We start from the raw sequence: 14,868 nt of genomic DNA on the forward strand, positions 1-14,868 counted from the left end.
GGAAACGATGAGCGAGACACCCAAATCGTCGCGCCAGAAACAGGAGTTCGAGCACGCGCTTGACTCCAGCGACAGCAACGTCGCGCAATTCGACCATAAACACCGCAGTCTTTTTGACAGTGTGCAGCACTTCCTGCATGGCAACCCGACTATGGTGCCGGTCATTGTTCTGATATTTTCGATCATCATTTTCGGCTTTGTTGCCGGCAATAAATTCTTTTCGCCCTTTAACCTGTCGCTGATCATGCAGCAGGTGTCGATTATCGGTATTCTGGCCGCGGCGCAAAGCCTTGTGATCCTGACAGCCGGCATTGACCTTTCGGTCGGTGCGATCATGGTTCTGATGTCGGTCATCATGGGACAGCTTGCCGTGACAATCGGCATCCCGGCCCCGATTGCCATTGTGATTGGCTGTATCGGCGGGATCTGCGCCGGCGGACTGAACGGGTTTCTTGTAACCCGCATCAAATTGCCGCCCTTCATCGTCACACTGGGCACGTGGAATATTTTCTTTGCGCTCAACCTGTGGCTTTCGGGCGCGCAATCGATCAGAAGCCAGACCCTGGATGAAATCGCACCGCTTTTGAAATTCTTTGGCGAAAGCATTGCTCTTGGCGGGGCGCGGATCACCTATGGCTCGATCCTGATGTTGGTGATTTTTGCCGTACTTTGGTACATCCTGAACCACACCAGTTGGGGACGGCATGTTTATGCCATCGGTGATGACAAGGAAGCCGCCGAGCTTTCCGGCATTCGCACCAACCGAACGCTGATCATGGTTTATTGCCTGGCCGGGCTTGTTTGCGCCATTGGCGCGTGGGCATCGATCGGGCGTGTTGGGTCTGTCTCGCCGCAAAGTTTTCAGGAAGCCAACCTTCAATCAATTACCGCAGTTGTGATCGGCGGGATTTCGCTGTTTGGCGGGCGCGGATCGATCATTGGCCCGCTGATCGGGGCGTTGATTGTTGGTGTGTTTAATTCCGGCCTCAGACTGGCGGGTGTGGATGTTCTCTGGCAGGTCTTTGCCATTGGCTGGCTGACCATTATTGCCGTGGCCATTGACCAGTGGATCAGAAAGGTGTCGTCATGAGCAACACTTCCCAATCTGTGCAACCTGTTCTTAAGGCACGCGGCATCGTCAAACGATATGGTCGCGTGACCGCACTCAATTACGCTGACTTTGATCTGTATCCCGGCGAAGTTCTTGCCGTGATCGGCGATAACGGTGCAGGGAAATCATCGCTGATCAAGGCCCTTTCGGGGGCGGTGACCATTGATGAAGGCAGCATCGAGCTTGATGGCAAGCCGATCCAGTTCACCTCGCCGATGGAGGCCCGCGAAGCCGGGATCGAGACGGTGTATCAGAACCTGGCACTTTCCCCCGCACTCTCGATTGCCGATAACATGTTTATGGGTCGTGAACTGCGCAAGAAGGGCCTGATGGGCAAGTATTTCGGCGCACTTGATCATAAGGAAATGCAGCGTCTGGCACGCCAAAAGCTGACGGATCTGGGCCTGATGACCATTCAGAACATCAATCAGGCGGTCGAAACCCTTTCGGGTGGACAGCGCCAGGGTGTGGCTGTTGCCCGTGCGGCTGCATTCGGATCGCGCGTGGTGATCATGGATGAACCGACAGCCGCCCTTGGGGTGAAGGAAAGCCGTCGGGTTCTTGATCTGATTGCCGATGTGAAGGCGCGTGGCATGCCGATTGTACTGATTTCACATAACATGCCCCATGTGTTCGAGGTGGCAGATCGCATTCATGTCCATCGTCTGGGCAAACGTCTTTGTACGATCAAGCCTGATGACTACAGCATGTCGGATGCGGTTGCCTTCATGACAGGCGCCAAGGAGCCACCGGCAGAAGACGCCGCCTGAAGAAACGACGTGCCCCGGATATGAGAACCACAGTTTCATGACACCTGATCTTGATCATCTGGCGGAAGCCATTCGCGCCAGACACGCCGACGCGGGCCGCATCCTTGTTGCCATCGTCGGTGCACCAGCCTCGGGCAAGTCAACCTTGTCCGACCGGCTTTATCACCATCTGGGGGGTGATAAAGCCGGGGCTGCTGTGGTGCCGATGGACGGGTTTCATTTTGACAATGCCATTCTTGAAGACCGTGATCTTCTGCCCCGCAAAGGTGCGCCGGAGACATTTGATGTCGGCGGCCTTAAACGCACTTTGATTGCGCTTCGCGACACGCCCGATGAGGATGTCTGCGTCCCGCTTTTTGACCGCAGCCTTGAAATATCGCGCGGCTCCGCCCGGGTGATTGCCCCTCGTCATAAAATCATTTTGGTCGAAGGCAATTACCTGCTTTTGGATCAAGCGCCGTGGGACCAGCTGCATAACCTGTTTGATTTGTCGATCTATCTGGATGTGCCCGAAGAAACCCTGCGCGCACGATTGATGGATCGATGGCGGAGTTTCGGGTTTGATGACGATGGGGCGCGCGCCAAGGCGGAAACAAACGACCTTCCCAATGCGGTAACGGTTGCCCGTCATAGTAAACCCGCCGATATCATGATTACAGGCGGGTGATGAAATCCCCATCAAGAAGAATATCGACCAGCCAGTCAGCCACCGCACGAACAGGCGGAAGGTGACGCTTGTCCTGATGGGTGAGCAGCCAGACGTCACGTCCGGTCGGATCATACCCACCGAGCCTGGTCAGCCCGTCAACCCGGTCGCCGACACAGCGCGGCAGCAGCGCACAGCAGGCATGCCCCGCCATCATCGCCACCATGATCGATCCACGATTGGCATAACCGATAATCTTGCGATCCGGGAAATGATCAGACAGCCATTTCTGCTCCGGCTTATCGGAAAAAAACTCATCAAGATCGATCCACGTCAGTTGCGCCGGATCAAGGGCATCAGGCAGTAATCCATCAGGATTGCAATAGATGCCATATTCCAGATAACCAAGCCGTCGGATATGAAACGCGCCGCTTTCCGGGCGGGCAAGACGGATGGCAATATCAGTTTCGCGTTGCGGCAGGCTCAGGTTTCGGTTGGCCCCGATCAGCTCCAGCGCAATCCCCGGATATAACCGATGCAGGGATGCCATATGCGGCGCGACACAATCCTGCAGGATCGCGTCAACACCCGTCAGGCGGACAATGCCGCTGATCTGCTTGTTGTTATGGTCAGCCTCTGGTTCCCGGGCCAGCAGACCGGACACGGTTTCCTGCATCTGCTGGGCAGTTTGCAGCAGGGCCTGTGCGCGTGCTGTTGGTGCAACAGAACGGCCATCGCGATGTAAAACCGCATACCCAACCCATTCTTCCAATCGGGCAATGCGCCGGGCGACGGTTGTTTGATTGACGCCAAGTTCACGCGCAGCGGCACTCATATTTCCGGCCTGACAGACATGGGCGAAGGTCCGCAATCCTTCCCAATCCAGCGACATGACAAACTCCCATATTCTGCATTTTCGCAGATTATAGTCGAATTAATGCCGATGGATAATGCGAATTTGCAGATCCATAATCAGCCATCATCCGCTTGAACTTAAGGATCCCGATATGACTGCAAAAACCATCTTTGATATTGCCGGTGCGGTCCTTCCGAACGGAACGCCCAAGGACGCCGCGTTGATTGTGATTGATGCCCAGGAAGAATACCGCAATGGGCACCTAAAGCTTTCCGGGCTTGCACCTGCCCTTGCCAATATCCAGACGCTTCTGGCCCATTGGCGCAATCAGGGCGGCACGGTGATCCATGTCCAGCATCAGGCAACCGGTCTGTTTGACCCGAGCGGCCCCTATGCCGCCATCATGCCGGAAGTGGCCCCGAGTGACGATGAAGGCATTGTCACCAAAGCGGTCCCCAGTTCGTTTGGCAACACCAACCTTGAAGAGCTTTTGGCGAATGCAGGTCTGAAAAATGTTGTTCTGACGGGATTCATGACCCATGTCTGCGTCTCAACCACGGCCCGTGTTGCCGATGAAAAGGGGTTTGCCGTCACTGTCGTTTCAGACGCAACCGCCACACGCGATCTGCCCGATGCCATGACCGGCGACACAGTTCTGGCCGCCGACATTCATAACCATGAACTCACCATGCTGGCCGACACCTTTGCCAAGATTGTTCCGACAAAAGATATCCTCGCAGCATGATCGCGTAACCGACCACTGCCAAACAAGAAAAAACGCCCCGCAGATTTTGCGGGGCGTTTTGGTGTTGCTGCCAAGCGACAGATCAGAACATATGCTGACCGCCATTGAGAAATGGTGCTTTATGCTTCACGCGTTTCACCATTGAGGAAATCGTCATAGGCAAGAACCAAACCGGTTTGCAGGTCCACTGTCGGCTTCCAACCTGTTGCGAACAGGCGGTCGCTATCCATCAGTTTGCGCATGGTACCGTCAGGCTTTGACGCATCAAACGCAATCTTGCCGGTAAACCCTACGGTTTTAGCTATCTGTGTCGCCAATTTGCGGATGGTCACATCAGAGCCATAACCGACATTGATATGGCTGCACATTTCCTCGGTATTTGCCTTGTAGGTCGCAACATCGAGGTTCATGACATGTATGCTGGCTGCCGCCATATCATCGACAAACAGGAACTCGCGACAGGGCTTGCCACTTCCCCAAACCATGACTTCGTCGGCACCGGAAACCTTTGCTTCGTGGAAACGGCGTAAAAGAGCCGGAATGACGTGGCTGTTTTCCGGATGGTAATTATCACCCGGGCCGTAAAGGTTGGTTGGCATCACACTACGATAGTCCCGGCCATACTGCCGATTAAAGGATTCACACAGTTTGATGCCCGCGATTTTGGCAACCGCGTAGGGTTCGTTGGTTTTTTCAAGCACACCGGTTAACAACGCGTCTTCACGCATTGGCTGACCCACCGCACGCGGATAGATGCAGCTAGATCCCAAGAACAAGACTTTCTGAACACCTGAGTTATGAGCGGCACCGATGATATTGGTTTCAATCAGCAGGTTTCGATAGATGAAATCTGCTGGATAGGTATTGTTCGCATGAATACCCCCGACCTTGGCGGCAGCGAGGTATACTTCATCGATATCGTTGTTTGCAAAAAATACGTTTACCGCGTGTTGGCTTTCAAGATCCAGTTCATCACGCGATGCCAGAATGAGTTCGACATCGGGGTGCGAACTGAGCTGACGCGCAATCGCGCTGCCAACCATACCTCTATGTCCTGCGATGAAAACTTTTCTGGTCATGACTTACTGCGACGCGTTAATTGCAACTTCGAACCCGTTGTCCTTGAGCAGGCGGTGCTGGCGGGCCTTTTTGAGGTCGTGGGTCACCATTTCAGAGATCATTTCTTCCATGGTGATTTCCGGTTCCCAACCCAGTTCATTTTTGGCCTTTGACGGATCACCAAGAAGTGTCTCCACTTCGGCCGGGCGGAAGTACCGCTCGTCAACGCAAACGATTTCATCTCCAACAGAAACGGCTGGCGAGATCGACTTGTCGACCGCGTCGACAATACCCTTTTCGTTGACGCCCTCGCCTTCAAAGCGAAGCGTAATGCCCAGCTCCTTGGCAGAGAGTTCTACGAACTTGCGTACAGTTACCTGACGGCCGGTTGCAATAACGTAATCTCGAGCTTCTTCCTGCTGAAGCATCATCCATTGCATGCGGACATAATCCTTTGCATGCCCCCAGTCACGCAGCGCGTCCATATTGCCGAGATACAAGCACTGCTCCAAGCCTTGTGAGATGTTGGAGAGTGCACGCGTAATCTTGCGGGTCACAAACGTTTCGCCCCGGCGCGGACTTTCATGATTAAACAGAATGCCATTGCAGGCATACATGCCATACGCCTCACGGTAATTCACGGCGATCCAATAGGCATAAAGCTTCGCCACTGCATACGGGCTCCGTGGATGAAACGGCGTGGTTTCCTTTTGCGGAATTTCCTGCACGAGTCCGTAAAGCTCACTAGTCGACGCCTGATAGAAACGGGTCTTCTTTTCCAGACCGAGGAAACGAATGGCTTCAAGAAGACGGAGCGTTCCGAGTGCATCAATATCCGCAGTGTATTCGGCGGCCTCAAAACTGACAGCGACGTGGCTTTGTGCACCGAGATTATAAACCTCGTCCGGTTTGACATCATTAATGATGCGCGTCAGGTTGCTGCTATCGGCCAGATCCCCATAGTGCAGCACGAGTTTCCGATTCTGCTCGTGCGGATCCTGATAGAGATGATCGATGCGATCGGTATTCAGAGAGCTGCTACGCCTCTTGATACCATGGACTTCATATCCCTTTTCCAGCAGGAATTCTGCCAGATAGCTACCATCCTGACCGGTGATCCCGGTAATGAGGGCCCGTTTGGTCATACCAATTTATCCTAGTTCGCTCTTTGCTTGTGTCCTGCGTCCATACTCATCGTCAAAACGCTCAATATCATCTTCGCCAAGGTATGTGCCAGATTGTACCTCAATCAACTCAAGAGGTATTTTTCCCGGGTTTTCCATCCGGTGAACCGCCCCAAGGGGAATGTAGGTTGATTCGTTCTCCTGGAGCAGGAAGGTTTCGTCATCCCTGGTCACCAATGCAGTTCCCTTAACAACGATCCAGTGTTCCGCGCGATGGTTATGTCTTTGAAGGGACAGTCTTGCGCCCGGCTTGACAGTGATGCGTTTGACCTGAAAGCGATCACTTTGATCAATGCTATCATATGCTCCCCAGGGGCGTGCAACGCGGCGATGTTCGTGAACCTCTGCACGTCCTGCAGTATCGAGTTCAGACACCACACTCTTTATCTTCTCGACCTGATCCAGCGCACTGACCATCAGGGCATCCGGTGTATCAATAATCACCAGATCCTGTGTTCCGATTGTCACAACAAAACGACGGTCCGAGGCATGGACGAGTGTATTTCTTGAGTCAATCGAATGGATGTTTTCGGTAACACCGAGCTTGCCGCAATTATCTTGGTCAACTTCGCTTAGAGCGAACATTGCATCCCAGCTGCCGACATCACTCCAAACGCCATTGAATGGAACGACAGCGATGTTTGTCGCACGCTCCATGACTGCATAGTCAATGCTCTTTTTGGTGGCATCAATAAATTCCGCACCGGGCCGCCAGAATGCACCGTCCTGTTTGGCATTTGCCATTGAAGCCACGCATTTGTCGTAAATGATCGGTTCAAAGGCCTCTAATGCTTCAAGAAGCACAGAACGTTTGATCAGGAAAATGCCCGAGTTCCATAGGAACTTGCCAGAAGAAAGGAATTCCAGAGCTGTTTCGACATCGGGCTTTTCATGAAAGCGAACCGATTTGCAAACACCGCTGCGAATTTCCTTGCCAGTTTCAATATAGCCGTATGCTGTACTTGGCCCGCTAGGTTGAACACCGAAGGTGACAATCCATCCCTTGCTGGCAAGATCAGAGGCACCAGAAACCATGCCACGAAATTCATCTGAACCAGGAATAAAGTGATCGGCTGGACAGAACAACAGCAGGTCGTCGGGATCTCCCTTGAAAGCCGCTGCCAAGCCCATCGCTGGAGCGGTATCGCGCCCACAGGGTTCTAGAATTTGTGTAAGATTAAGCCCTGTTTTCTCACCAATCTCCTGAACGAAAAACCGGTAATCATCTCCGCTCACCGCCAACACATCACCAAGCGGGGCCACTCTATCGAGAGTGAGTTCAAACAGGGACTTTCCCTTATAGAGAGGAATGAACTGTTTGGGGAATGCCTTGCGCGAAAGCGGCCAAAGCCTTGTGCCCGATCCGCCACACATTATGACGGGCTTGATGATTTTATCTTTTCGCATGTCTAGGTTGCGCTTTCCGGTGATGCGTCTTTCTGAACCGACCCCGCTTATAGAACAGTTTTCACCCCCCTTCCAACATCTCTGTCACTTGCCAGACAAACAAATCCCGTAAAATATATGCACCACTGCTCCGATCACTGATTGCATCCGCGAAAATCGGGAACGTGCGTCATTGCACCTGAGTTGCAGGTAAATACGATGCTTACGAAAAACGCCCCGCAATTATGCGGGGCGTTTTGATACAGGAAAGATCATCTTACCGTTTTAGTAGAGCGTCAGAACATATGCTGACCGCCATTGATCGACAGGCAGGAACCGGTGATGAAACCGGAATTCGGGCCGCAGAGATACAGGATCGCCTGGGCGATTTCGTCTGCTTCACCCAGTCGGCCGACCGGGATTTTGGAAATGATGCCTTCAAGGACCTTTTCCGGGACCGCCGCCACCATGTCGGTATTGATATAGCCCGGTGCGATCGTATTAACCGTAATGCCCTTGCGCGCGACTTCCTGGGCCAGTGCCTTGGTAAAGCCATGCACGCCGGCCTTGGCGGCAGAATAGTTGGTCTGGCCGAACTGACCGGCCTGGCCGTTGATCGAGGAAATATTGACGACACGGCCAAAGCCACGTGCGCGCATGCCCTCAAGGACCGGTTTGGTCATGTAAAAGAGCGAGCTCAGATTGGTGTCGATCACCGCATTCCATTGCTCGGTCTCCATCTTGTGCATGAAACCGTCGCGGGTGATGCCGGCATTGTTGATCAGAATATCAATCGGCCCGACTTCGGCTTCGACCTTGGCGATGCCTGCGGCACAGGCATCAGCGTCCGCAACACTCCATTTATAGGTCGCGATACCGGTTTCATCGGTGAAGGCCTTTGCGGCCTCATCATTGCCGGCATAGTTTGCCACAACGGTATATCCCGCGTCCTTGAGTGACAGGCTGATGGCCTTGCCAATCCCGCGTGTACCACCGGTTACCAGTGCTGTTTTTGTCATGGTCGCCTCCCTAAACTTCGTTGATCAAACGTGTCATCATCGCGATTTCCGTAGTTTGCCCTTCTACGACTTGCGTAATATTAGTCCATAAACAGCGTTATATATGTAACTTTATTACTTCTCCATCCTCGATTTCTGCAAAACCGCTTAGTCTTTCGTCGCACTGCAGCAAACGCTGCACCAAATCAAACGGGGCATCCCCACCCAGAGGACGCCCCGCATGTTTCATTTCAGGCAAAAGGCCGCTTAGCGTTCAACGCAAAGCGCAACCCCCATGCCGCCACCGATGCAGAGCGTCGCCAGACCTTTTTTGGCATCGCGTTTCTGCATTTCATGCAGCAGCGTGGTGAAGACACGTGCGCCCGATGCGCCAATCGGATGGCCCAGTGCAATCGCACCGCCATTGACGTTGACCTTATCGGTATCCCAGCCCATGTCGCGGTTGACCGCAATCGCCTGGGCGGCAAAGGCTTCGTTGGCTTCGATCAGGTCAAGGTCGCTTGCCGACCAGCCGGCCTTTTCGAGCGCCTTTTTCGACGCCGGGATCGGGCCGGAACCCATGATTGCCGGATCAACACCGGCGGTCGCCCAGCTCTTGATGGTTGCAAGCGGGGTCAGACCGCGCTTGGCAGCCTCATCAGCCGACATGACAACAAGCGCGGCGGCGCCATCATTGATGCCCGATGCGTTACCCGCGGTAACCGTGCCTTCCTTATCAAAGGCCGGGCGCAGTTTGGCCATACCTTCGACGGTGGCACCGTGGCGCGGATATTCATCCACATCAAAGACGATGTCGCCTTTACGGTGTGGGATGGTGACAGCGGCAATTTCATCGTTGAAGCGACCGGCTTTCTGGGCGGCTTCGGCCTTGTTCTGCGAGCTTGCGGCGAATGCGTCCTGCTCTTCGCGCGAAATGCCCCATTTATTGGCGATGTTTTCGGCGGTGTTGCCCATGTGATAGCCGTTGAATGCGCACCACAGGCCATCCTTGATCATGGTATCGATGAATTTGACATCGCCCATTTTGTGCCCGGCGCGCAGATGCGCCGTGTGCCCGGAAAGCGACATGTTTTCCTGACCACCGGCAACAACGATATTGGCGTCACCCGTCATGATCTGCTGAGCGGCAAGGGCGACCGTGCGCAGACCCGACCCACAAACCTGGTTGATCAGAAACGCAGTCGCGCGATCCGAAATACCCGCACCAATGGCGGCCTGACGTGCCGGGTTCTGACCCTGACCACCTGTCAGGACCTGCCCAAGAATAACTTCGTCAACAGCATCCCCTTCGACGCCTGCGCGTTCGAGTGCAGCCTTGATGGCAATAGCACCCAGATCATGCGCCGGGGTATTGGCCAGCGTGCCACTGAATGCGCCGATTGGTGTCCGTGCGGCACCCACAATTACGACGTCGGTCATGAGATCCTCCGATTAATCCTGATTACGTTTCCAAAGATCGGGCAAAGGTCGTTAATGGCCTTGCTCAGATCCTGACTTAATCTTACCGCACCGCAGCAAATTTCCAAGTGCAGATGCCTACCACTTTCGGTCAGCTTAAGAGTACGCAACCCAAGAGCGAACACCCAGAGCTAACCTCGTCAAGTTATGTATAGTGTGTGCCTCTCGGGTCAAGATCGCAAGTGCTCGTTACATTTGAACAAAACTTAATCAAACGTTTCGTAACCAGTTTATTTTTCCATCTGTTTTACTAACAGATGTACAAAGCTACCAGCTGACATACTCTTGCCTATTCTGGCACAGCTAGGGAATCCAAAAAGACTCTTCACACTTAGGTTTTCTGATCATAGTTTGAGCTGAAATGTTGTTTCCATCAGCGAACATACCTCATAGGCAGAAGTGATCACATGCATACTTTGCGGGTCACTTCTGCTAGGGACTGAAGTCCATTACATTCATAATTCGGAAAATGATACTTGACATGCAATACAGGAGAGAGATCGACGGTCTACGTGCCTTGGCTGTAATTTCAGTTATACTTTTCCATGCAGATTTAGGGCCATTCGACGGCGGCTTTGTCGGAGTAGACATTTTTTTTGTTATTAGCGGATACTTGATTACATCGATTATAATTCGAGAAGAGACGAATAATAATTTCTCATACGCTGATTTCTACCAAAGACGAATTCGAAGAATACTTCCTGCACTCTTCACCGTATCTTTTACATCTTTTGGATTTGGCTACTGGTTCCTGAGGCCTGACCTATTCAAGGATTTCTCGCAAAGTTTAGCATCCTTATCTCTTTTTTCGTCGAATATATTATTCTGGAAAGAAACCGGATACTTTGCGGCTACAGCAGAAGAAAAACCGCTTCTACACACTTGGAGCCTGTCTGTAGAAGAGCAATTTTACGTTATATTCCCAATATTTCTCATTTTTCTTTTAAGAAAAAATCGCAATAAATCAATAACTTTCGTATTTTTTATTGTCATATCAAGTCTTTTATTATCAGAACTTGGCAGTCACTTCATTCCCACCGCAAATTTTTTCCTTCTTCCCGGTCGAATTTGGGAGCTTTTATCTGGCAGCTTGATCGCATTCTACTGCCAGAACAAAAAACCAAGTGCTAATTATTGTCTGGAGCTAATTGGAACCATAATTATTTTAATGTCTTTATTATTATTTGATAAAAATACACGATTTCCATCAATTTACACAATTTTACCAGTTTTTGGCACAACTTTAGTTCTTATTTTCAGCAATGGATCTGGATTTATTGGAAGATTACTTTCTGCGAAGCCTGTAGTTGCAGTCGGGCTTATCAGTTTTAGCCTATATTTGTGGCATCAACCAATATTTGCATTTTTGAGAGTACTAAGTCTTGAGCCGTTGACTCCTGCCGTCAAATTGGGCGCCATTTTCCTCTCGTTACTTTTTGGCTATCTATCCTGGAGGTTTGTCGAAAAACCATTCCGCCGAAAAAAAGAAGGCACAAGCGCAACTATTCGAGTCTTCGTCATTGCCGTCACAGTATCCGCAGCAATGTTTGCAGTCGGCGTCTGGGGGCATATCAACCAAGGTGCCCCCAATCGCTTTCCCGAAGAACTGCAACGCCAGTTTGCGGCAGCAGAAGATCCCGGCCTGAATGAGTACGGGTGTAGCCTACACACATTGGGAGAATTGAAAGTATGCGGTTTTGGCGATTGGGAACGACCAGAGAAAACTATTCTTCTGATAGGAAACTCTCACGCTCGTATGTTCATTCCCGAATTGCACCAAAAGCTCACCAAATACAATATCCGTGGCATTCATAGCAGATACAGCTTTAAAAGCGACGACTTGGCAATGTCGGACAATCGCCCTGAGTATGTCTCTGATTGGAAGAGAGACATCAGGTCCTTAGCTGAAGTGTCGGATACACTTGTTGTCTCCATGCGCTGGACCCAAGGCATAACTGCTCAGTTGAACTATTTTGATGAGAATGGAATTCAAAATTCGCAAGAGCAACAGAACGCCGTTTACAAAATGTTCAAAGAGCGACTTTCATGGCTTAGTCAAATTGGTAAACCCGTTTTTCTGATCATGCCAGTGCCAGAGTCGCCAGTAAATGTTCCAAAACAAATGTTGCTAAGTGCAAGGCTCCCGATGCTGGATGTTGGAAGTGAGTCCCCAAAAGATTTTTATCTCCTTAAAAACCTTAAAGCCATTGAACTGCTCACCAATATCCAAAAAGAGTTCACCAATGTAACGCTGATGGATCCGTCAAAAGATCTTTGCCCACTTGAAGACTGCAACCTTTATGTTAGCAAGCTTCCCGCTTACTATGACGACAATCATCTAACTTCAGTTGGAGCACGCAAGACTGTAAACAGACTGACGGAAGCCATTTTAACGAAATTTGAAAACGATTAGCATTATGAATGAAACGTATTTTATTCACAGGCAGCACTGAATATATCGGATCCCAAATTTGCGATAAAAGAGGTATCAAGACGCCTGAGGGATTCAGCAAGACTTGTTTCATCAATAACGAAGGCCAAAACTGCCTTAGGCTGGCAAGCAAACCATCCGGCGCGAAAAGACATCTTCGCACAAGCCTCAGCCTTTCTTGAGAGATAAAGCCAGTGACAAAGAAATTCCTACCATACGGTCGTCAGTCTATAGAGCAAGACGATATTGACGCAGTTGTAGAAGCCCTGAAAGGGGATTATCTGACAACCGGCCCCAAGGTCGCTGAGTTCGAAGCAGTTTTATCGGCCAAAACCGGAGCTGAATACTCAGTTGTTTGCAATTCGGGAACAGCTGCACTGCACTTGGCTGCGATTGCCGCAGGATTTGGCCCCGGCGACTGTATTATTGTACCAACAATCACATTCCTGGCGTCAGCGAATGCAATGGCATTTACAGGCGCAGAAGTCTGTTTTGCCGACTGCGATCCTGAAACCGGTCTGATGCGGCCAAAAGACCTTATGTCGGCAATTCAACGCATAAAAACCGCCGGTAGGAAGCCTCGTGGGGTAATCGCCGTTCACTTTTCTGGACAAACCTGCGACATGCCTGCGATCCACGCCATCGCGCGCAAAGAAGGCATGATTATTATCGAAGATGCCTGTCATGCTCTAGGCAGTCGTCATGGCCCCAATCTTGAAGCACAAACCGGTGACTGCCATTGGTCGGATATGGCTTGTTTCTCCTTTCATCCAGTCAAAACAATCGCCATGGGAGAAGGTGGAGCTGTCACCACAAACGACCCTAAGATTGACGAGCGACTGCGTCTTGCAAGAAATCATGGCATGAGCCGAGATCAGGAAAATTTTACGAGCAAGGAGGCAGGCCTAGACATCAGCGGCGACTGGGGCCTTTGGTATTACGAAATGCAAGATCCGGGGTACAACTATCGGGCCTGTGATCTGCAATGTGCACTTGGCATAAGCCAGCTAGGAAAGCTCGAAAAGTTCGCGACTAAACGTCGTGCGTTACGTGATCGCTATTATAATTTTGCATCCGAACTTCCGTCAGGTGTTCGTTTGATCGGACGAGCCGCAGAATGTGATCCATGTGCGCATCTTATGACCGCGCTTTTCGATGATGATTTTCTCGGATTAGGCCGCAATGCGGTAATGAGCAGCCTAAGAGAAATGGGGATTGGAACACAAGTGCATTATACACCGGTTCATCTCCAGCCTTATTATCGTCGGATGTGTCCTGATCTCGCACTTGAAGGCGCTTCAGAGTTCTATCGAAAATGCCTGACGCTGCCGTTGTTTTCGGATATGGAATTGTCAGATGTAGACCGCGTGATTGCGGCATTGCGTAAGGTTGCCGCTAAAGGAACAGAACGTTGAATTCTTCGAACAAGACAATCGCCGATTTCGGCGATCAGTGGACAACCTATACCGACAACAGCGGGTATTATGGTTCGAACGAGCTTCTAAAGGACATTCTGGAACCGGCTTTCGCTGTTGAAGATATTCAAGACAAAGATGTAGCTGAAATAGGTGCCGGAACTGGTCGCATATCATTGATGCTCGCGCGCGCAGGCGCCAAATCTGTCACTGCAATTGAACCCAGCGCGGCGTTTAAAACGCTTAAAAACAATTTAGCAGGAACCGATATAAATTGTGTCCAACGCGAGGGCCGTGACATTGAGGGCTTGGGTCCCTTCGATATCATCTTTTCTATTGGTGTTCTTCATCATATTCCAGAACCCAATATCGTTGCTCAGCGCGCACTGAACTGCCTACGCCCTGGCGGGCAGATGGTAATCTGGCTCTACGGACACGAGGGAAATGAGCTTTATCTCTCGATATTTCAACCACTTCGGCGCCTGACCCACATTATGCCCGATTGGCTTTTGAGCCTGCTCTGCCATGCGTTGGTTTTGATGACTTATCCATACATCTGGTTGAGTTCTGTTTTACCACTGCCACTGCGTTCATACATGCGTCGAGTTTTCGGGAAAGTCAGTTATTCAAAGAAACATCTGATTGTTTTTGATCAACTCAATCCCCAATGGGCCAAATACTATCGCAAACAGGAAGCGATTGACCTTCTGAAACGCAATGGCTTTGTCGACGTATTCGCCCATCATCGGCACGGATATAGCTGGACCGTCGTCGGCAAGAAAGCATGA

General features: G+C 51.2%; 13 protein-coding genes. 7 read left to right on the forward strand and 6 right to left on the reverse strand.

Annotated elements, in window-relative coordinates:
* The first annotated feature begins 7 nt into the window (after positions 1-7).
* Genes HED22_RS07110 through HED22_RS07120 form a run of 3 tightly spaced genes read left to right on the forward strand, consistent with a single transcriptional unit; the run spans position 8 to position 2,548 of the window.
* Positions 8-1,090, forward strand: a complete 1,083-nt coding sequence (locus tag HED22_RS07110) for an ABC transporter permease (protein ID WP_167720605.1) — start codon at positions 8-10, stop codon at positions 1,088-1,090.
* Positions 1,087-1,881: an ATP-binding cassette domain-containing protein gene (locus HED22_RS07115; RefSeq protein WP_167720607.1), complete on the forward strand. Its 795-nt coding sequence runs from the start codon at positions 1,087-1,089 to the stop codon at positions 1,879-1,881. Before HED22_RS07110 ends, HED22_RS07115 begins: the two co-directional genes overlap by 4 nt.
* A 37-nt stretch (positions 1,882-1,918) precedes the next feature.
* Positions 1,919-2,548 carry a nucleoside triphosphate hydrolase gene (locus tag HED22_RS07120; RefSeq protein WP_167720609.1) on the forward strand — a complete coding sequence of 210 codons (630 nt, stop codon included), beginning with the start codon at positions 1,919-1,921 and terminating at the stop codon, positions 2,546-2,548.
* Here the strand turns inward: HED22_RS07120 and HED22_RS07125 are convergent.
* Positions 2,535-3,419 carry a LysR family transcriptional regulator gene (locus HED22_RS07125; protein ID WP_167720611.1) on the reverse strand — a complete coding sequence of 295 codons (885 nt, stop codon included), beginning with the start codon at positions 3,417-3,419 and terminating at the stop codon, positions 2,535-2,537. The genes HED22_RS07120 and HED22_RS07125 overlap by 14 nt on opposite strands.
* A gap of 115 nt (positions 3,420-3,534) precedes the next feature.
* On the opposite strand from HED22_RS07125, the gene HED22_RS07130 reads away from it, so the two are divergent.
* On the forward strand, positions 3,535-4,128 hold the full coding sequence (locus tag HED22_RS07130; protein WP_167720613.1) for a cysteine hydrolase family protein: 594 nt from the start codon (positions 3,535-3,537) through the stop codon (positions 4,126-4,128).
* A gap of 119 nt (positions 4,129-4,247) precedes the next feature.
* On the opposite strand, the gene HED22_RS07135 is transcribed toward HED22_RS07130, so the two are convergent.
* From HED22_RS07135 to HED22_RS07155, 5 genes are all read right to left on the reverse strand, one after another.
* The gene (locus tag HED22_RS07135; protein WP_167720615.1) at positions 4,248-5,207 is read right to left on the reverse strand and encodes a GDP-L-fucose synthase; all 960 of its coding nucleotides are present in this window, start codon (positions 5,205-5,207) and stop codon (positions 4,248-4,250) included.
* Between the two features lie 3 nt (positions 5,208-5,210).
* Positions 5,211-6,332, reverse strand: a complete 1,122-nt coding sequence (gene gmd / locus HED22_RS07140; RefSeq protein ID WP_167720617.1) for a GDP-mannose 4,6-dehydratase — start codon at positions 6,330-6,332, stop codon at positions 5,211-5,213.
* A gap of 6 nt (positions 6,333-6,338) precedes the next feature.
* A complete protein-coding gene (locus HED22_RS07145; protein WP_167720619.1) occupies positions 6,339-7,778 on the reverse strand; it encodes a mannose-1-phosphate guanylyltransferase/mannose-6-phosphate isomerase in 1,440 nt (479 codons plus the stop codon).
* 275 nt (positions 7,779-8,053) lie between these two features.
* Positions 8,054-8,776, reverse strand: a complete 723-nt coding sequence (phbB, locus tag HED22_RS07150) for an acetoacetyl-CoA reductase (protein ID WP_044827794.1) — start codon at positions 8,774-8,776, stop codon at positions 8,054-8,056.
* 246 nt (positions 8,777-9,022) lie between these two features.
* Positions 9,023-10,195 (reverse strand): acetyl-CoA C-acetyltransferase, encoded by a 1,173-nt coding sequence (locus HED22_RS07155; RefSeq protein ID WP_167720621.1) that lies wholly within the window; start codon positions 10,193-10,195, stop codon positions 9,023-9,025.
* A 520-nt stretch (positions 10,196-10,715) separates the two neighbouring features.
* On the opposite strand from HED22_RS07155, the gene HED22_RS07160 reads away from it, so the two are divergent.
* From HED22_RS07160 to HED22_RS07170, 3 genes are all read left to right on the forward strand, one after another.
* Positions 10,716-12,647: an acyltransferase family protein gene (locus HED22_RS07160; protein WP_303047726.1), complete on the forward strand. Its 1,932-nt coding sequence runs from the start codon at positions 10,716-10,718 to the stop codon at positions 12,645-12,647.
* A gap of 212 nt (positions 12,648-12,859) precedes the next feature.
* A complete protein-coding gene (gene pseC / locus HED22_RS07165; RefSeq protein WP_167720625.1) occupies positions 12,860-14,080 on the forward strand; it encodes a UDP-4-amino-4,6-dideoxy-N-acetyl-beta-L-altrosamine transaminase in 1,221 nt (406 codons plus the stop codon).
* Complete coding sequence (locus HED22_RS07170) at positions 14,077-14,868, forward strand: bifunctional 2-polyprenyl-6-hydroxyphenol methylase/3-demethylubiquinol 3-O-methyltransferase UbiG (protein WP_167720627.1); 792 nt, start codon at positions 14,077-14,079, stop codon at positions 14,866-14,868. Before pseC ends, HED22_RS07170 begins: the two co-directional genes overlap by 4 nt.

It is taken from the genome of Thalassospira sp. HF15, from assembly GCF_011806525.1.
GTDB lineage: Bacteria > Pseudomonadota > Alphaproteobacteria > Rhodospirillales > Thalassospiraceae > Thalassospira.

Coding starts and splice junctions, on each gene's coding strand:
- HED22_RS07110 (WP_167720605.1), top strand. CDS start 8: ATGAGCGAGACACCCAAATCGTCGCGCCAGAAACAGGAGTTCGAGCAC.
- HED22_RS07115 (WP_167720607.1), top strand. CDS start 1,087: ATGAGCAACACTTCCCAATCTGTGCAACCTGTTCTTAAGGCACGCGGC.
- HED22_RS07120 (WP_167720609.1), top strand. CDS start 1,919: ATGACACCTGATCTTGATCATCTGGCGGAAGCCATTCGCGCCAGACAC.
- HED22_RS07125 (WP_167720611.1), bottom strand. CDS start 3,419: ATGTCGCTGGATTGGGAAGGATTGCGGACCTTCGCCCATGTCTGTCAG.
- HED22_RS07130 (WP_167720613.1), top strand. CDS start 3,535: ATGACTGCAAAAACCATCTTTGATATTGCCGGTGCGGTCCTTCCGAAC.
- HED22_RS07135 (WP_167720615.1), bottom strand. CDS start 5,207: ATGACCAGAAAAGTTTTCATCGCAGGACATAGAGGTATGGTTGGCAGC.
- gmd (WP_167720617.1), bottom strand. CDS start 6,332: ATGACCAAACGGGCCCTCATTACCGGGATCACCGGTCAGGATGGTAGC.
- HED22_RS07145 (WP_167720619.1), bottom strand. CDS start 7,778: ATGCGAAAAGATAAAATCATCAAGCCCGTCATAATGTGTGGCGGATCG.
- phbB (WP_044827794.1), bottom strand. CDS start 8,776: ATGACAAAAACAGCACTGGTAACCGGTGGTACACGCGGGATTGGCAAG.
- HED22_RS07155 (WP_167720621.1), bottom strand. CDS start 10,195: ATGACCGACGTCGTAATTGTGGGTGCCGCACGGACACCAATCGGCGCA.
- HED22_RS07160 (WP_303047726.1), top strand. CDS start 10,716: ATGCAATACAGGAGAGAGATCGACGGTCTACGTGCCTTGGCTGTAATT.